Below are 17,721 nucleotides of genomic sequence, written 5' to 3' on the forward strand. Positions count from 1 at the left end.
CATCAACTTGAAATTTGCCTGTCTAAGATAGATAGTATTTTTTGGGTGGCACCTTGGTATGTAGCAGCAAATTCTTTTGCTGCTACAGACATCTTTGCTAACTCTGCTGAATTCAATAGCAAGCTTTTTAAAGTAGTCTCTAGCGCTTCCGGCTGAATGCGTTTTGCTGCACCCATCTCTATGGCATCCAAACTAGCTTGCTGAAAGTTATGGGTATGCTCCCCGAGTAAAACAGGGCATCCGGCAGCACAAGCCTCTATCAAGTTCTGCCCACCAAAAGGCAGAATGCTTCCGCCCATGACTACCAAATCTGCAGCACTGAAATACAAAGGCATCTCACCCATTGAGTCACCCAAGATCACATCTATCTCTGAACCCTGAGGCACACCTTCCCACTCTGTACGACGTCGATAACTGAGTTCCGCAGCCAAAATTTGATTGGCTACCTCATTGAAGCGCTCAGGATGCCGCGGGACAATGCACAGCAATGGTGGGGTTTTAAAAATCTGACTGCGTAATACGTCTTTCCATATCTTCAGAAGGATGGCTTCTTCACCATCGCGAGTACTCGCAGCACATACCATCACGCGATTCGTTGCATGCAGTGCCTGCTTCCAGGACTTGCCTTGCTTGACAAGACTAGGGTTAAGCGGGACATCAAACTTCATATTACCCGCCAGCTCCACTCTCTGAACACCCAAACTACGATAGCGCTGGGCATCAAGCTCTGTTTGCGCCAAGATGCCAGCAAAGGCCTGAAACAATGATCTGCCTGCTTTGCCAAAGCGATTCACACGTCGTGCACTTCGCTCCGATAAACGTGCATTGACTAAAAATAAGGGCAAGCCAATTTCTGAACAATAAAACACTACTGTTGGCCATGCTTCGGTTTCCATCAACAAACCAAATTTTGGCTTAAAGGTATTGATAAATTGAGCGACTGACCAACAAAGGTCATAGGGTAAATAGGCTTGCCGTAACTGGCCTGCAGCGATGGCCTCAGCAAAAACAGCAGCACCAGTGAGGCGGCCATTGAGCGTCATATGCGTTAAGAGAACCTTTTCGCCACGCGCCAGGTAAGCGTCAATTAAAGGTTGAGCTGCTCGTGTCTCACCAACAGATACCGCATGAATCCAAATCGCGCCCTGCTCAATCGCTTTACCATCAGTAAAACCAAGCCGTTCAGAAAAGTGTCTGAGGTAGCCCATGGAGTGGCGCGTACGCCAAGCAAGTCGTAGGAAAGCGACTGGCAATGCGAGATGCCACAGCAGTTGATAAACAGCAAACCAGATCTTGGGGCGGACACCGTATTGCGACTTTGTCGGTGTATGCCCAAGGTGTGGAGACAAACTCACTTTTTGAGACGTTCGGTCAATTCGACCGCCTTACCTAAATAAGAAGAAGGTGTCATTGCTAAGAGCAACTGTTTTGCATCATCAGGGATTTTTAAACCCCGAATAAAGGTTTGTAAATCTGTCTGATTAATGCCCTTTCCACGCGTCAGTTCTTTAAGCTGCTCATAGGGATTTTCAATACCATAGCGACGCATTACGGTTTGTACTGGCTCTGCCAAGACTTCCCAGCAAGCATCGAGATCAGCAGCAATCACAGCGTGATTCACCTCTAATTTTCCTAATCCACGTAAGGCACTGTCATAGGCTAAAACACTATGACCAAAAGCAGGGCCTAAGTTACGCAAGACCGTTGAATCCGTTAAGTCGCGCTGCCAACGCGAGATTGGTAACTTTTCTGCTAAGTGGCGAAGTAAAGCATTTGCTATACCTAAGTTACCTTCAGAGTTTTCAAAATCAATCGGGTTGACTTTATGCGGCATGGTTGAAGAGCCAATCTCACCGGCTTTGGTACGCTGCTTAAAGTAACCAATCGAAATATAGGCCCAGAAGTCACGATCCATATCTAGCAAGATCGTATTAGCGCGGGCAATCGCATCAAACAATTCTGCCATGCCATCGTGCGGCTCAATCTGGATCGTATAAGGGTTGAAGGTCAAGCCCAAGCGCTTCTCGATCACCTCTTTTGAAAAGCTTTCCCAATCTACATCTGGATAGGCGGATAAATGGGCGTTGTAGTTACCAACAGCACCATTCATTTTTGCTAGTAATGGCACTGCGGCAATCGTTTCAATAGCGCGCTCTAAACGCTTAGCGATATTAGCTAATTCTTTACCGAGCGTGCTGGGAGAGGCAGGTTGTCCATGCGTACGCGACAGCATCGGTACCCGTGCATTTTCAATCGCCAAATCTGTCAATACAGAAAGCACTTTTCGAAGTTGGGGTAGCAGCACCTCATCGCGCGCGCCCCGCAACATCAAACCATGAGAGGTGTTATTAATGTCCTCAGAGGTACAGGCAAAATGAATAAACTCACTGGCCTTCAATAAGTCAGGGCGTCCGGAAACTTTTTCTTTCAGAAAATATTCCACCGCTTTGACATCATGGTTTGTAACCGCTTCGATCTCTTTAATACGTTGGGCATCCGCGTCTGAAAACTGCTCTGGTAAAGACAATAAAAAGACTTCATCAGCCGCACTAATTTTTGGAACATCTGGAAGGCCCGCTGCAGACAAAGCTAATAGCCAATGAATCTCCACAAACACACGCTGACGCATAAAGGCAGCTTCGGAGAGCCAAGGCCTTAAGGCATCAAGTTTGCCGGCATAGCGGCCATCTAAAGGGGATAGTGCGCTGAGGGTAGAAAGCGGCTGACTCACGAATATTGCCTTTGCTTGAAATATATCAATAAGATCTAATTTTAATGCGTTCTCATGGCCAAATCCAACATGATTGGATGCATGCTTAGATGGCTATAATGGGTATATGAAACTTATCGGATCCCTCACCAGCCCCTACGTACGCAAGGTACGCATTGTTTTCTTGGAAAAAAAGGTAGATGTTGACCTAGCAGTAGAGAATGTCTGGGCAGCAGACACCAAGATTGCCCTCTCTAACCCCCTCGGTAAGGTGCCCTGCCTGATTTCTGATGACGGGGAGGCTATTTATGATTCTCGCGTGATTGCAGAGTACGCCGATGGCTTGAGTCCGGTTTCTAAGCTCATTCCTAGTGATAATCGTGAACGTGCGGCGGTCAAAACCTGGGAAGCCTTAGCGGATGGCATCATGGATGCGGCCGTCTTGGCGCGTCTAGAGCGCACTTGGCGCCCTGCCGAACAACAAAGTACGCCTTGGGTAGATCGTCAAATGGAGAAGATTCAGGCTGCATTACGCCAAATGTCGGCGCAGCTAGGTGAAAATGCTTGGTGCCATGGCAATCAAATGACCTTGGCTGATATTGCTGTGGGTTGCGCTGTAGGCTTCTTGTTATTGCGTTTTCCAGATATTCAGTGGCAAACGCAATATCCCAACCTAGATACTTTGTATCAAAAGCTGTTGCAGCGGCCTTCTTTCAGCGCTACTGAGCCACCAAAGGCTTAAGTGACTTAGGCGGAAATAACACCGCCGCCTAAGCAAATATCTCCGTCATATAAAACGGCAGACTGGCCTGGGGTTACTGCCCACTGCGCTTCTGAAAAGCGGAGTTCAAAATTCAAACCTCCATTTGCCCCGGTCACTAAATCACAACTTGAGTCAGCTTGGCGATAGCGGGTTTTTGCAGCGTATTGGCCCAGTTCAGGTGCCGCCCCAGCAATCCAACTTGCATCCATTGCAGACAACTGATTAGCTGATAACCAAGGATGTTCATGGCCCTGCACTACATATAGGGTGTTGCTCACCATATCCTTGCGAGCCACATACCAAGCGTCTCCATTGCCATCCTGACTGCCCCCTAAGCCAATTCCTTTACGCTGCCCGAGTGTGAAGAAAGCCAAGCCCATATGCTCGCCTACGACTTTGCCTTCAGGGGTTTTAATGGGGCCAGGGATACGCGGTAAATAGCGATTTAAGAACTCCCGAAATGGTCGCTCGCCAATAAAACAAATACCAGTGGAGTCTTTTTTACGCGCATTGTGTAAGCCAATCTTCTCAGCAATCTGGCGTACTTCTGTTTTTGGAATTTCCCCTAGAGGGAACATCACATTTGCCAATTGACTCTGCGTTAACCGGTGCAAGAAATAACTTTGGTCTTTACTGGCATCTAGCGCCTTCAATAACTGGGTGCTCCCGCCTTCGTGGCGTACACGGGCATAGTGCCCAGTTGCAATCGCATCTGCCCCCAAGCTAAGAGCATAATCTAAAAAAGCTTTAAATTTAATTTCGGCATTGCATAGGACATCTGGATTGGGGGTGCGGCCAGCCGCATATTCACGCAGAAACTCAGCAAAAACACGTTCGCGGTACTCGGCAGCAAAATTGACCGCCTCCACATCAATGCCAATTAAATCAGCTACAGAAACAACATCTAACCAATCTTGGCGTGAAGAGCAAAATGCATCGTTATCGTCGTCTTCCCAATTTTTCATAAATAGGCCAATTACTTCATAGCCTTGCTGCTTGAGCATCCAAGCTGCTACAGACGAGTCAACCCCTCCAGACATGCCTACAACGACTTTTTTAGGCTGAAAAGAAGGGTTTACAAAAGAATTGGGCTGGCTCATCAAAAAATGCGAAAATAAAAAGACATACGCTAAAACCCCATTGTAGAAGTCTTAATCCAAATTTACGAGATTTGGAGAAAAACCAAATAAATGGGCGGTAAAGTTCTACTGATATGCAGAGCTTTGCCCAATTCACTAAAATAGATTTTTTGAAAAATTTGCATCTGGAGATATGCCATGCGCATTGGAGTACCACTGGAAATCAGACTCGGAGAAACGCGAGTTGCCGCAACACCAGAAACCGTTAAAAAGCTCATTGGGCAAGGTCATCAGGTCGTCATTCAAAAAGATGCTGGGGTACGTGCCAGTCAGCCAGATGCTGCTTATGAAGCAGTAGGGGCGACCGTTGGTAGTGCAAGCGATGCCCTCGGAGCTGAAATCGTACTAAAGGTTCGAGCGCCCGAAGCCGCTGAGCTCAAACACATTAAATCTGGCAGCGTGCTCCTAGGCATGCTTGATCCATTTGATAATGACAATATTGCAGCGATGGCAGCTCAAGGAGTAACTGCTTTCTCATTAGAGGCTGCTCCAAGAACAACCCGCGCCCAAAGCATGGATGTACTCTCTTCACAAGCCAATATTGCTGGCTACAAAGCGGTGATGGTTGCCACTAATGAGTACCAGCGCTTTATGCCTATGCTGATGACTGCTGCTGGCACGGTCAAAGCAGCACGCGTATTGATTTTGGGTGCCGGCGTTGCTGGCTTACAAGCGATTGCAACTGCTAAACGTTTAGGTGCTGTGATTGAAGCGTCTGATGTGCGCCCTGCCGCTAAAGAGCAAATTGAATCTTTAGGTGCTAAGTTTGTAGACGTTCCCTACGAAACAGATGAAGAGCGTGAAATTGCTAAAGGTGTAGGTGGCTATGCACGCCCAATGCCTGAAGCGTGGATGAAACGTCAAGCTGCACTGGTTGCAGAAAAAGCCCAACAGGCTGACATTGTGATTACTACGGCACTGATTCCGGGACGTAAACCACCAGTTCTATTACACAGCGATACTGTAGCCCATATGAAACCGGGTTCCGTCGTGATTGACTTGGCTGCTGGTCGTGGCGATAACGGCTCAGGCAATTGCCCTTTGACTGAAGCAGACAAAATTGTTGAAAAGAATGGTGTAAAGATTGTGGGTTACACCAACCTCGCCAGCATGGTTGCAGCAGATGCATCGGCACTCTACGCTCGTAACTTACTCGATTTTATGAAGCTGATTGTGGACAAAGAAGCGAAGTTAGCAATCCCTAGTGATGATGACATCGTGACCGCTTGCTTGATGTGCCGTGATGGCCAAGCTATTCGTAAAAACTAATATATTAATTCATTCGAAGGAAATACTATGGATCTCGCTGCCTTTCAAAGCATCCTTACCGTCCAAAACATCACCGTTTTTGTGTTGGCTATTTTTGTTGGCTATCACGTGGTTTGGAATGTCACACCAGCATTGCACACCCCATTAATGGCGGTGACGAATGCGATCTCGGGAATTATTATCGTTGGCGCACTCTTGCAAACCGAAGTCATTGGTGGCGATGAAATCACCCTCACCAGCATCATCGGTGCAGTGGCTGTGTTCTTAGCCTCCATCAATATTTTTGGTGGCTTTATGGTTACACGCCGCATGCTCGAGATGTTTAAGAAAAAAGCCCCTAAAGCAGCAGAAACCAAATAACACATTCTGCATAGAGACTAAATAGAGAACCACATAATGCTAAATTTCACAGCGATTTCCTACCTCATTTCATCGGTGTTATTCATCCTCGCCTTGCGTGGATTATCTTCGCCAACCACTTCTCGTCAAGGTAACACTTTTGGCATGATCGGCATGTTGCTTGCCGTCATCACCACTTTCTTGATTCCAGGCTTTAAGCCTGTCTTCTCCTTAATTATTGTTGCTATCGTGGCAGGTGCCATCATTGGTATCGTTGCAGCGAAGCGCGTACAGATGACGAAGATGCCTGAGCTTGTGGCGCTGATGCACTCCTTCGTTGGTCTGTCAGCAGTGTTAATTGCTATTGCCGCAGTATTTAATCCGGCGCAAGAACATACTGGTGCTCAGAAGATTGAGTTATTCATCGGTGCCTTTATTGGTGCTATTACGTTTACTGCCTCTGTCATTGCCTTCGGCAAACTTTCTGGCAAAGTCAGTGGTAAGCCCGTCACTTTTGGTGGCCAGCACTTACTCAATCTCATTTTGGCGGCCGCAATGGTTGCTGGTGGTGTTGCGTACTTCATGACAGGCAGTCATGCTGCCTTCCTGGCAATGTGTGCAATTGCCTTGATATTGGGTGTGACTTTAATCATTCCAATTGGTGGCGCTGATATGCCAGTAGTTGTTTCGATGCTCAATAGTTACTCAGGTTGGGCGGCAGCGGGTATTGGCTTCACACTGAATAACCCCGTATTGATTATTGCTGGTGCTTGCGTAGGATCTTCTGGCGCCATTCTGTCTTACATTATGTGTAAAGCGATGAACCGCTCTATCTTGGCCGTACTCTTAGGCGGCTTTGGAGCTGAAGCTTCTACAGCCGGTGATGACGATGGCGCGCCTAAGAACTACAAAACAGGCTCACCTGAAGATGCAGCTTTCCTCATGCAAAACGCAGATACCGTCATCATTGTTCCGGGCTATGGTCTGGCAGTGGCACGTGCTCAACACTCTCTTAAAGAATTAACTGAGAAACTGACACATCATGGTGTCACCGTAAAGTATGCGATTCACCCGGTTGCTGGTCGTATGCCTGGTCATATGAACGTTCTGTTGGCTGAAGCTGAAGTGCCTTACGATCAAGTATTTGAGATGGAAGACATCAATAGTGACTTTGGTCAGGCTGACGTCGTCCTAGTACTGGGTGCAAATGACGTAGTTAATCCTGCGGCACGTACACCTGGTAGCCCGATCTTCGGCATGCCAATCTTGGAAGCGTTTAAAGCTAAGACGATCATCGTTAACAAGCGTTCCATGGCTGCTGGCTATGCAGGCTTAGATAATGAACTTTTTTACCTAGATAAAACCATGATGGTCTTCGGTGATGCGAAGAAAGTGGTGGAAGACATGGTCAAAGCAGTCGAGTAAGTCTGTCAGTCCAGTATTTATAAGGCTGTAACGGAAATTTAATAGGGCTTGTCCAGTTTATGTCCAACTAGGGCAGGAAAATGGCAAGCTCGTATAAACCGATTTATTGCGTGTTTACTTTCGCAGGCTAGAATAAGTCAATGTTGTTTAACCTGTGATTGGGATGGTATGCGGCACTTAATTCAACTGACTTGTTCGGCTCTCTTTTTCTTAGCCTCCACTACAGTAATTGCTTACCCGACTAAGCCAATTACGATAATTGTTCCGCAAGCACCTGGCGGAACCAATGATATTGTTGGTCGTGCAGTAGCCCAACGCCTCGGTGAGCAGATTAAAGCTTCGGTTATCGTCGAGAACAGACCAGGTGCTGGTGGCAATATTGGCACTCAATTTGTTGCGAATGGGCCAAAAGATGGGCATACCCTGTTGATGACCATTAGTAGCGCCCAAGCCATCAATCCAGCGCTGTATAAAAATCCTGGTTTTGACCCCATTAATGATTTCATTCCGATTGCCATGGTTGGTGCAGTACCTAATGTTTTAGTAGTCAACCCTACTTTCCCCGCAAAAAATTTAGATGATTTCTTAAAGCTAGTTAAATCAAAGCCTCCTGGAACATATCAGTTTGCTTCAGCTGGAAACGGTACCTTAAATCATCTTTTAGGAGAGATGCTCAACCAGAGTTATGGAATCTCGTTGCAGCATATTCCTTATAAAGGCGTTGCTCCTGCACTCAATGATCTTTTGGGTGGACAGGTTCAAATCGCATTTGCGAGCTTACCGTCTGTATTGCAATTCATAAATTCGCAAAAACTAGTTGCACTGGGTGTCAGCTCTGCTAAGCGTTCCCCTGTTCTGCCTGATGTTCCTGCAATAGCAGAAAAGATTCCAGGTTTTTCTGGAACGCTATGGATCGGGCTATTTGCTCCTAAAGGAACTCCTAAGTCGGTGATTGATAAATTACAAAGTGAACTACAAGCAACCTTGGCTAATCCAGAATTAAAGGAGAAGCTTCAGGCATCAGGTGTAGAGCTTTCTAATATGACACCAGCAGAATTCGCTAAGCAACTGCAAGAAGATATCATTCGCTGGGCTAAGATTGTCAAACTATCTGGAGCATCATTAGATTAGTATCTGGGAATCAGAAATTTGGGATGTTTCATGTTGAACTCATCCAATAAAAAACACCTGGTCTTTTGAACCAGGTGTTTTTGTTTCTACAGCTTGGTAGCTGAGGAAGTATTACTAATGCAGCAGTTACATCATGCCGCCCATACCACCCATACCGCCCATACCACCCATATCTGGCATACCGCCGCCACCTGAGTCATCTTTTGGTGCTTCGCAGATCGCGCAATCGGTAGTGAGCAACAAAGATGCGACAGAAGCTGCATTTACCAATGCAGTTTTTGTTACCTTAGTTGGATCAATCACACCTTGTGCAACCATATCGCCGTACTCACCAGTTGCTGCGTTGTAGCCGTGATTACCTTTGCTAGCCAATACTGCATTCACAACCACACTCGCTTCGTCACCTGCGTTAGAAACGATGATGCGGAGTGGCTCTTCCATGGCGCGCAATACGATACTGATACCAGCATCTTGATCAGCGTTATCGCCTTTCAGGCCTTTGATACCCTGCATTGCACGAATTAATGCAACGCCACCGCCAGGAACAATACCTTCTTCCACTGCAGCACGAGTAGCGTGTAATGCATCGTCAACACGTGCTTTTTTCTCTTTCATTTCAACTTCAGTAGCAGCACCAACACGAATCACTGCAACACCGCCTGCCAATTTGGCAACGCGCTCTTGCAACTTCTCTTTGTCGTAGTCACTAGTCGCTTCTTCGATCTGAACGCGTACATTCTTCACACGTGCTTCAATCGCTTTAGCATCGCCAGCACCATCAATAATGATGGTGTTTTCTTTACCTACTTCGATACGCTTCGCTTGACCTAAATGCTCAAGTGTTGTTTTCTCGAGTGTGAGGCCGATTTCTTCAGCAATCACGGTACCGCCAGTCAAAATCGCAATATCTTCCAACATCGCTTTACGACGATCGCCAAAACCAGGAGCCTTCACAGCGCAAGTCTTGATGATGCCGCGGATGTTGTTCACCACTAAAGTTGCTAAGGCTTCGCCTTCAACATCTTCTGCAATGATCAGCAATGGGCGACCAGACTTCGCTACCTGCTCCAATACTGGCAACAAATCACGAATGTTGCTCACTTTTTTGTCGAACAAGAGAACATATGGGCTTTCCAATATGGCTACTTGCTTCTCAGGCTGGTTAATGAAGTAAGGAGAAAGGTAACCGCGGTCAAACTGCATACCTTCTACGACTTCCAACTCATCTTCCAATGACTTGCCATCTTCAACGGTAATCACACCTTCTTTACCGACTTTTTCCATTGCTTCAGCAATACGCTGACCAATACTGTAGTCACTGTTTGCAGAGATTGAACCTACTTGAGCGATTTCTTTAGTGGTGGTGCAAGGCTTACTGATTTTCTTGAGCTCTTCGATTGCAGCTGTTACTGCTTTATCGATACCGCGCTTCAAGTCCATCGGATTGTGGCCTGATACAACGTATTTCATACCTTCACGCACAATCGATTGGGCCAAAACAGTAGCAGTAGTAGTACCGTCACCTGCGATGTCAGCAGTTTTGGAAGCTACTTCCTTCACCATCTGCGCACCCATGTTTTGCAGCTTATCTTTGAGTTCGATTTCTTTTGCTACGGACACACCATCTTTAGTAATGGTTGGGCCGCCAAATGAACGCTCCATTACTACATTACGACCCTTTGGTCCTAAAGTAGTTTTCACTGCGTTCGCTAAAATATTGACGCCCTCCACCATCTTGGTACGAGCGTTATCTCCAAATACAACGTCTTTTGCTGCCATGATTAAATTCCTTTTCTGAGGTAGCGATTACTTCTGTACAACAGCCATGATGTCTTCTTCGCGCATTACGAGAAGCTCGTCGCTGCCGACCTTAACTGTTTGACCTGCATATTTGCCGAATAACACGCGATCGCCAACCTTGACGTCTGGTGCATTTAACTTACCGCTGTCATCCCGTTTGCCTGGACCTACCGCTAAAACTTCGCCTTGGTCTGGCTTTTCTGCGGCAGCGTCCGGAATAATGATTCCAGAGGCAGTTTTTGATTCTTGATCTAAACGTTTGATGATTACGCGATCATGTAAAGGACGTAAATTCATTCCTTCTCCTATGTAAGTAAGTGTTAAATAGTTAAAATTCTTATATAAATCAATGCTTTAAAATCTCTTTACTCGCAAACTAAGACAGATTGATTGAAAATAAGCTGTTTTAGCACTCGCGTGCAAGGAGTGCTGATTATATAGGTCTGAATTGGGGGAATTCAAGGGCGTAATTACCTTATATTTAAATAAGGTTTTCCAGTTTTCTATAATAGCGATAGGCGAGTAGGTAAATTCCTACGTATAAATAAGCCTTAAGCCCTTACCGCTCCAATCCGTCATGCCTAGACTGAATGATCACTGATTGGAGAATGCTGATGAGCCCGAAATCCCGGCTGTACACGCTTGTAAAGGCCTGGAAGAATAAACCCTTCCAAGAAGTGCGCGATGTCTGTGGTCAGCCTTGGCTGGGCATCAGTAGCGCAGCGCTTGAGGAATACCAATCCTGGTCCCAGCGACAAGCGATTAGTAACGAACCCATCTTTAATACTCAAGGGACCAAGCTGACGAGCTCTTTATTTAGACCATTACTTACCGCCACCGATAGCCAAGTTCTCAGACTATTCATGGAGGGGCTCGATGCCATTTCTTACTGGTATCGAAGCGGCCGTTTTATTCCTGGAATATTGCCGTTACCAGAGCATGTCATGGCTTCAAGTAGCTCAGTGGATGCCTTGAGTGATCTGATCCTTAATTCTCGATTGCCTGTTGGACTTATCAGTTTGGGCATACAAACTGTGGAAGATCCAGATTTAGTAAATGCTAGTAGAGAGGGTATTTTGCGTATGCGCAGGTTGGGAGTCTTAATTCATCTTCTCCATTTTTCTGGGACAGCCACACAAATGCGCTGGATACAAGAAATACAGCCGGAGGGTATTCATCTAGAAATGACCCAGTTTCGAGCGGGAGGCCTGCCAACAGAAATCATCACCACATCTCAACAGTGTCATAGCCAAATTTATGCCAGCAATATTACTTTGGTAAGAGATTTAGAAAATGCAGTGACCTTAGGAGCTAAACATAGCTATGGTGGACTCATGATGCCGCCAGTCAGTCGCCACCAAACTTTACATATTAGTGATAGCCGAATCGCTAAAGCCATTTTTTCGCTGCACCCTCATCAAAACCAAAATGGAGACAAGTAATGAGAAAACGCGTAATGTTGGTAGACGACCACCCAGCTATGCTGATGGCCTTAAAAAGTATGTTGCAAGATCAAATGCTTTTTGAAATAGTTGGACAAGCACAGAATGGAGAGGAATGTCTTCGCTCTATTAAAGAGGTCAACCCGAACATGGTGATCCTCGATTTAGATATGCCAAAAACAGATGGATTTGATGTGATCCGTCGGATTGGCTTAATGCACCCCGATGTTCGAATCTTAGTAGTATCTAGTCTAGATGAATCTGTGTACGGTGGACGCGTTCGATCTTTAGGTGCCCATGGTTTTGTCAATAAAACTGCAGCGGCCACTATTATTTTAGCGGCTTGTACTGCCATCTCTCAAGGGTATACCTTCTTCACACATGGCAGAAATGGTAATACCTCCTTAAGTGATAACGATAAGTTGGCACTGATTTCAGATAGAGAGTTGCAAGTGATGAAGTATCTCGGCAAAGGCAGCTCTAATCAGCAGATCTCTGACTTACTCCATATCAGTAACAAAACTGTCGCCACTTATAAGACCAGAGTATTTGACAAACTAGGCATTAATAATATTGCCGATTTAATCCTGTTCTGCCGCCTAAATCACATCATCGAAAACTAATAGCAGCATGCATCGATTCATACTGAAAATTTTTATTTCAACTTACAGTCTTTTGGGATGCCTGGCTTACGCTGGATCTTTCAACGCTGCAGAGCAGGTATGGATCGATGCCCATCCGGTAGTGAAATTTAGTATCCATGAAAAATACTCGTCCTATCTCAAAGAAAATGGCGTCTTTCAGTCTTTGATATTGAAATTATCCGAATGTACTCGACAACAGTACATCCCCATTTGGAGAAACTCAGATCAAGTAGGCCTGAATCAATTAGCTAAAGGAGAAGTGGATTTTATTATCGATCCACCAGAAATAACAGAGCGTGTTTTACAAGCGGGCATCCTTTCTCGGTCAATATTTTGGGGGCATGATGCCGTCATTACCAAAACGTCAACTAATCAACTAGCTGCCACTCCACAATTCAAGGTAGCCTACTTTAAGCGCGGCCTTGAGAACCCACCCTCATCACAGAGCCTCGTTCAAGAGAATCGCTTTCCGAATGATCTCATTCAAGCATTAATAAAAAATGATATTCAGGCGCTAGTCATACCGATACGTTTAGCTCATCAATTAATCCAGGCGCATCAAAGCCCAGATTTAAAAGTAGAAGGGTTATTTGGTAGACAGCCCTTTGCTTATCGCTGGCTGATCTCACATCAGCACACTGCTCTGCATGACGTCTTAAATCACTTTCTAGATGATTTGGATCCTATTGAATCCCGCGGTCTCTTTGCTCTGATTGAATCAAATACCTCACTAGAGCCGCCTAGCTCTCACAAAGTAATGTTGCCGTGGCTCAGCTCAGTACTTTTACTGATTATTGGAGGAGCCCTGTTTTATAAACTCCAAAGAAAGTATTGTTATCAGAAAAAAACAGCTCTAGATTTATTACATTCTAAGGATGTGGCAGAAAAAGCCAATGCTGCTAAGTCTGCTTTCCTGGCTACCATGAGCCATGAAATTCGTACTCCTATGAATGCCATTCTAGGGGTGCAAGAATTATTGCTAGGTAGCGCCCATTTTCCTAAAAAAGATAAACCCTTACTTAAAAGTGCTCAGGCTTCTGCCGAATCTCTACTGGGTATGCTCAATCAAGTGTTAGATATCTCCAAGATTGAGGCCGGCAAATTAACCCTAAATTTAGAGCCTTGTAACCTGCATCAACTCATGATGGATATTCATTCGGCATTTTTAACAGTCGCTCAGAAGCAAAACCTCATACTGCATATCTCAATTGATCCCCGGATAGCTGAAGTCCTCATGACTGATTCCTTACGACTACGCCAAGTCCTACAAAATTTACTGAGCAATGCGATTAAGTTCACTAATAAAGGAGAGATCTACTTTTCTATCGCGGTATTAGCTGATGACCATGCAGGTCAGTTAATTGAATTTAGAGTAGTGGATACTGGCGTAGGTATGGGCAATGCCCAAATTGAACTAGCATTACAAGCATTTGAGCAAGTACCTTCTACACAAGACTTTCATCAGTGCGAACAAAAACGTGGAACTGGTCTAGGTCTTACTATTACCAACCATCTGGTCAACTCTATGAATAGCCATCTCTATTTTGAAAGTGCTCTCGGCTTTGGCAGTAATGTTCATTTTTCTGTCGCCTTTCCTAGAACGAGCGTTGCTGCCTCCAAGGTATCGTTTTTTGACTCACTCACCGAATTCCCCAGAAAGTTAATCTCCAAAAGAGCTGGGCAGGCAGCAAACTCTCTTCGCGCCCTAGTAGTAGAAGATCATCCTGCTAGCAGACAGATTCTCTCTTTGCAATTAGAGGCTCTGGGAATCCAAACATCCGTTTGTGAAAATGCCCTGCTGGCTCTGGATCTATTACGTGAACAGCAATTTGATCTACTACTAACAGATCAATCTATGCCTGGCATGCAGGGCTCTGATTTGGCAAAACAAATCCGCGCGCTAGGTAATCGCCACTTAATTATCATTGGTGTCACTGCGGATATTTATGCCTTAGATTCTCGCCATCAGTTCCTATCCTCTGGCATGAATGGCATTCTGATTAAGCCTCTTAGCCTCAGTGCGCTTGAAAATGAATTAATGCGCTACTTTGACTCCACCCATAATAATGCGCTTGATGCAGGCCCTTATTCTTTCGATGCATTTTCTAATCTCATTCAAGAGGATCCAAAACAAGTAATCATCATTCTGGAGGAGATTCAGAAGGTGCAGAATGAAGTGCTCGCCATATTAACCCCTCACCCCAAAAATTCTCCAGTACAAGAATCTGATTTCCAAAGTCTGGTACACAAAGTAAAGGGAGGGGCTCAACTACTACAAGCAGTTCAGTTTATTGATGCCTGTATAGCCCTTGAGAATAATGACTTACCAGGCTATTCAATGCCTGAACGTATTGAACAATTCATTGATTTAATCAAAGAGCAAAACGGCATTATGGAGATGTATAAGCAAAAATATAGTCAATAGAATCGGGGGTTTATGCCCATTTAAGCGCTAAGGTTTATCCTATGGGCAATGCACACTCAATCCCGTCCATTCCACTATTTAGCTCTAGAGTTAGCCTTATCTGCGACGCTTCTTATAGTCTCTCAAGCCCATGCCTCTAATACAGCTTCTCAAGAAGCTAGGTTGCAACAGATTCCCAGCGCAGTTACCTCCAGTCTTCAGAAAAATCAAATCCCCAAAGAGGCAATGAGTATTTCTGTTGTGAGAGTCGCACAAGACGGGCTAGGGAAAATTAGTGCCGTACCTCAACTAGAATGGCGTGCTCAGCAAGCAATGAACCCCGCTTCAACGATGAAGCTCATTACTACCCTGACAGGTCTCGATATTCTAGGGCCCCAATACCGCTGGATTACCAAGCTCTATACCGACGGCCTGATTCGGCAAGGCACCTTAAAAGGTAATATTTATTTGCAAGGTTCAGGCGACCCTAAGCTCATTCCAGAAGAATTGGCCAAAATGATGAAAGCCTTACAAAAACTGGGCATTCAAAAAATTGACGGTAATTTATTCTTTGATCGTAGCGCGTACGCGCCTAGTGTAATGGAGCACAACACGATCGACGGTGAACCTTTACGTGCTTATAACGTCCCGCCAGATCCCCTGCTCTATGCCTTTAGAACGCTTTCCTTTCAGTTGAGTAAATCCCGCACAGCAGATTTCATTGATGTCAGCTATACACCTTCCTTATCGCAACTCAAGGTAAACAATCAAATGCAATTAGTAGATCGGGCTTGTGATACCTGGAAAAAAGACATCCGCTTTGATCTTGATGCACCAACGGAGCCAAGAGCTAGCAACTCACCCATTACGGCTAATTTTTCAGGGGCGTTTCCAAATACCTGTCAAGGAGTCAACTACAACGTCGTTGCATTAGATGCCGATACTTTTCTCACACAGGGATTCACTGCCGCTTGGGAAAAGGCTGGGGGATCATGGGCAAAGCCTCCTATTGGCAAGAGTGCTACGGTTCCCCTGACTGCTAGATCATTGTTGCAATTTGAAGGTATCTCACTTGCAGATGATGTTTTAGATATCAATAAATACTCAAACAATGTCATGGCTCGGCAACTCATGCTGACACTTGCACTAGAAAAGATGGGGAAACCCGCCACTACTGAAAATGGTGAGCTAGTCATTCAGGCTTGGCTCAAACAAGCAGGATTAGATTTTCCAGAACTCGTGATTGAAAATGGCTCTGGCCTTTCTCGCACTGAGGCAATTTCTGCCCACAATCTCAATCAACTTTTAGTCACTGCACGCAAACTTCCGATAGCAGATATGTTTTACAACAGCTTACCCATCGCTGGGGTAGATGGGACTATGCGGAATCGATTATTAGGCCAGATCAATAAATTTTTACATCTTAAGAAAAAGCCTGAGGCCCGCATTAAGACAGGTGCCCTAGCAGATGTCAGGGCAATATCGGGCTATGTCATGAGTAAATCAGGAAAGATGTACGCCGTGACTTCATTTATTAACCACCCCAATGCTTTGAGAGGCTTAGATGCACACGATCAATTACTTGCGTGGCTAATGGATGATGGCCCAGAACCAAAACAGGCACGCTGAAGTCGATCTCTGACGCCATCCCACTCCTGACCAGCTGGTGGCTCAGGAAATAAAATTAAGTCCCATGCTTGTTGATCTAGGTCCCTTAATAATCGATATAAACGATTAGCAAATGCAGCACTATCACTGGGAATGAGCACCTCCTCAAAATGAGCCGATGGATGCCCATCCTCACTCAAAGAAGATTCTGACTCCCAGACCCCTACTGCTACACGAGATTTAATATCCGGAAACTCGCTCAAAGCATCTAATACTCGTCCTGGAGAATACAAGCGTAATGGTGTCGTCGGAGCGTAATGCGCGCGCAAACTACCAGAAACTCTGGGAAGACTACTAGCGTCTTTTGCAGAACCCACTTCATTTGGTAGCCACACTTTAATACCAGTTTTGGTAAAGATTTCACTAGGGGTAATCATGCCTGGTCTTAATAGGATCGCTTGATCTGAAGAGGATAAATCAAGGATGGTGGACTCAATACCTACCTCGCAATCACCGCCATCCAAGATCATCAGATCGAGTATGCCCTCAAACTCACTACGTACATCAGCAGCACTCGTTGGAGAAACTTTGCCAAAACGATTAGCAGAAGGGGCGACTACACCGCCATTAAATTTTCTCAAAAGCTCTTGCGCCATAGGATGGGCTGGTACACGAATGGCTACTGTATCTTGACCACCAGTCAGTTCATGCAGGACACTTTTATCTTTTTTAAATACCAGCGTGAGCGGACCTGGCCAAAATGCATTCATCAGTTTAAGAGCATCGTCTGATAAGTCACGTACCCATGGCGCTAATAAAGAAGTCCAGTCTTTGTTCGCTGTACCACTTTGAGTAGGCGCAGCTAAGTGCACAATCAAGGGATGATTAGAAGGTCTACCTTTGGCAGTAAAAATCTTATGGATAGCTTCTGGATTACGCGCATCTGCGCCTAATCCATAGACTGTCTCCGTAGGAAAGGCGACTAAACCACCATTGTGTAAAGTTTGTACTGCTTGCTCCATTACAACAGAACTATCAGTAGGCATA

Annotated in this window: 15 protein-coding genes; 9 read left to right on the forward strand and 6 right to left on the reverse strand. The window is 45.4% G+C overall.

Translation table 11 applies throughout. The features are described from left to right. Positions 1-2: 2 nt before the first annotated feature. Both DCO16_RS09695 and purB read right to left on the reverse strand, forming a co-directional pair. Entirely contained in the window at positions 3-1,355 is a 1,353-nt protein-coding gene (locus DCO16_RS09695) for a 3-deoxy-D-manno-octulosonic acid transferase (RefSeq protein ID WP_173943449.1), read from the reverse strand. Next, a complete protein-coding gene (gene purB / locus DCO16_RS09700) occupies positions 1,352-2,731 on the reverse strand; it encodes an adenylosuccinate lyase (RefSeq protein ID WP_173943450.1) in 1,380 nt (459 codons plus the stop codon). Before purB ends, DCO16_RS09695 begins: the two co-directional genes overlap by 4 nt. Before the next feature lie 106 nt (positions 2,732-2,837). Here purB and DCO16_RS09705 point away from each other — a divergent pair, with 106 nt between their 5' ends. Then, positions 2,838-3,452 carry a glutathione S-transferase gene (locus tag DCO16_RS09705; RefSeq protein WP_173943451.1) on the forward strand — a complete coding sequence of 205 codons (615 nt, stop codon included), beginning with the start codon at positions 2,838-2,840 and terminating at the stop codon, positions 3,450-3,452. Between the two features lie 5 nt (positions 3,453-3,457). On the opposite strand, the gene mnmA is transcribed toward DCO16_RS09705, so the two are convergent. Continuing rightward, positions 3,458-4,573, reverse strand: coding sequence for a tRNA 2-thiouridine(34) synthase MnmA (mnmA, locus tag DCO16_RS09710; RefSeq protein WP_173943452.1), 1,116 nt, complete (start codon positions 4,571-4,573; stop codon positions 3,458-3,460). 177 nt (positions 4,574-4,750) lie between these two features. On the opposite strand from mnmA, the gene DCO16_RS09715 reads away from it, so the two are divergent. The 4 genes from DCO16_RS09715 to DCO16_RS09730 all read left to right on the forward strand — a co-directional run bounded on the left by DCO16_RS09715 (position 4,751) and on the right by DCO16_RS09730 (position 8,776). Beyond that, entirely contained in the window at positions 4,751-5,881 is a 1,131-nt protein-coding gene (locus DCO16_RS09715) for a Re/Si-specific NAD(P)(+) transhydrogenase subunit alpha (RefSeq protein ID WP_173943453.1), read from the forward strand. A 27-nt stretch (positions 5,882-5,908) separates the two neighbouring features. Continuing rightward, positions 5,909-6,241 (forward strand): proton-translocating transhydrogenase family protein, encoded by a 333-nt coding sequence (locus tag DCO16_RS09720; protein WP_173943454.1) that lies wholly within the window; start codon positions 5,909-5,911, stop codon positions 6,239-6,241. Positions 6,242-6,277: 36 nt separating this feature from the next. Beyond that, complete coding sequence (locus tag DCO16_RS09725; protein ID WP_173943455.1) at positions 6,278-7,645, forward strand: NAD(P)(+) transhydrogenase (Re/Si-specific) subunit beta; 1,368 nt, start codon at positions 6,278-6,280, stop codon at positions 7,643-7,645. A gap of 168 nt (positions 7,646-7,813) precedes the next feature. Then, the gene (locus DCO16_RS09730; protein WP_173943456.1) at positions 7,814-8,776 is read left to right on the forward strand and encodes a Bug family tripartite tricarboxylate transporter substrate binding protein; all 963 of its coding nucleotides are present in this window, start codon (positions 7,814-7,816) and stop codon (positions 8,774-8,776) included. Positions 8,777-8,902: 126 nt separating this feature from the next. Here DCO16_RS09730 and groL read toward each other — a convergent pair whose 3' ends face one another. Both groL and DCO16_RS09740 read right to left on the reverse strand, forming a co-directional pair. Then, a complete protein-coding gene (gene groL, locus DCO16_RS09735) occupies positions 8,903-10,555 on the reverse strand; it encodes a chaperonin GroEL (RefSeq protein ID WP_173943457.1) in 1,653 nt (550 codons plus the stop codon). A gap of 27 nt (positions 10,556-10,582) precedes the next feature. Beyond that, the gene (locus DCO16_RS09740) at positions 10,583-10,873 is read right to left on the reverse strand and encodes a co-chaperone GroES (protein ID WP_015421939.1); all 291 of its coding nucleotides are present in this window, start codon (positions 10,871-10,873) and stop codon (positions 10,583-10,585) included. A 317-nt stretch (positions 10,874-11,190) separates the two neighbouring features. Between DCO16_RS09740 and DCO16_RS09745 the strand changes: the two genes are divergently transcribed. From DCO16_RS09745 to dacB, 4 genes are read left to right on the forward strand one after another with little or no spacing between them, the layout of a single operon-like run. Further along, positions 11,191-12,018 (forward strand): diguanylate phosphodiesterase, encoded by an 828-nt coding sequence (locus DCO16_RS09745; RefSeq protein ID WP_173943458.1) that lies wholly within the window; start codon positions 11,191-11,193, stop codon positions 12,016-12,018. Continuing rightward, complete coding sequence (locus tag DCO16_RS09750; RefSeq protein ID WP_173943459.1) at positions 12,018-12,641, forward strand: response regulator transcription factor; 624 nt, start codon at positions 12,018-12,020, stop codon at positions 12,639-12,641. Before DCO16_RS09745 ends, DCO16_RS09750 begins: the two co-directional genes overlap by 1 nt. A 7-nt stretch (positions 12,642-12,648) precedes the next feature. Continuing rightward, positions 12,649-15,087 (forward strand): response regulator, encoded by a 2,439-nt coding sequence (locus tag DCO16_RS09755; RefSeq protein WP_173943460.1) that lies wholly within the window; start codon positions 12,649-12,651, stop codon positions 15,085-15,087. 48 nt (positions 15,088-15,135) lie between these two features. Beyond that, entirely contained in the window at positions 15,136-16,695 is a 1,560-nt protein-coding gene (gene dacB, locus DCO16_RS09760) for a D-alanyl-D-alanine carboxypeptidase/D-alanyl-D-alanine endopeptidase (protein ID WP_217426658.1), read from the forward strand. On the opposite strand, the gene DCO16_RS09765 is transcribed toward dacB, so the two are convergent. Further along, positions 16,641-17,720, reverse strand: a complete 1,080-nt coding sequence (locus tag DCO16_RS09765) for an L-threonylcarbamoyladenylate synthase (protein WP_173943461.1) — start codon at positions 17,718-17,720, stop codon at positions 16,641-16,643. The two genes, dacB and DCO16_RS09765, sit on opposite strands and share 55 nt — an antisense overlap. Position 17,721: the final 1 nt, after the last annotated feature.

Origin of the sequence: Polynucleobacter antarcticus, assembly GCF_013307245.1 — a bacterium.
GTDB classification, from domain to species: Bacteria; Pseudomonadota; Gammaproteobacteria; order Burkholderiales; family Burkholderiaceae; genus Polynucleobacter; species Polynucleobacter antarcticus.

Coding starts and splice junctions, on each gene's coding strand:
- DCO16_RS09765 (WP_173943461.1), bottom strand. CDS start 17,720: ATGCCTACTGATAGTTCTGTTGTAATGGAGCAAGCAGTACAAACTTTA.
- DCO16_RS09740 (WP_015421939.1), bottom strand. CDS start 10,873: ATGAATTTACGTCCTTTACATGATCGCGTAATCATCAAACGTTTAGAT.
- dacB (WP_217426658.1), top strand. CDS start 15,136: ATGCACACTCAATCCCGTCCATTCCACTATTTAGCTCTAGAGTTAGCC.
- DCO16_RS09755 (WP_173943460.1), top strand. CDS start 12,649: ATGCATCGATTCATACTGAAAATTTTTATTTCAACTTACAGTCTTTTG.
- mnmA (WP_173943452.1), bottom strand. CDS start 4,573: ATGAGCCAGCCCAATTCTTTTGTAAACCCTTCTTTTCAGCCTAAAAAA.
- groL (WP_173943457.1), bottom strand. CDS start 10,555: ATGGCAGCAAAAGACGTTGTATTTGGAGATAACGCTCGTACCAAGATG.
- DCO16_RS09720 (WP_173943454.1), top strand. CDS start 5,909: ATGGATCTCGCTGCCTTTCAAAGCATCCTTACCGTCCAAAACATCACC.
- DCO16_RS09705 (WP_173943451.1), top strand. CDS start 2,838: ATGAAACTTATCGGATCCCTCACCAGCCCCTACGTACGCAAGGTACGC.
- DCO16_RS09750 (WP_173943459.1), top strand. CDS start 12,018: ATGAGAAAACGCGTAATGTTGGTAGACGACCACCCAGCTATGCTGATG.
- DCO16_RS09745 (WP_173943458.1), top strand. CDS start 11,191: ATGAGCCCGAAATCCCGGCTGTACACGCTTGTAAAGGCCTGGAAGAAT.
- DCO16_RS09725 (WP_173943455.1), top strand. CDS start 6,278: ATGCTAAATTTCACAGCGATTTCCTACCTCATTTCATCGGTGTTATTC.
- DCO16_RS09715 (WP_173943453.1), top strand. CDS start 4,751: ATGCGCATTGGAGTACCACTGGAAATCAGACTCGGAGAAACGCGAGTT.
- DCO16_RS09730 (WP_173943456.1), top strand. CDS start 7,814: ATGCGGCACTTAATTCAACTGACTTGTTCGGCTCTCTTTTTCTTAGCC.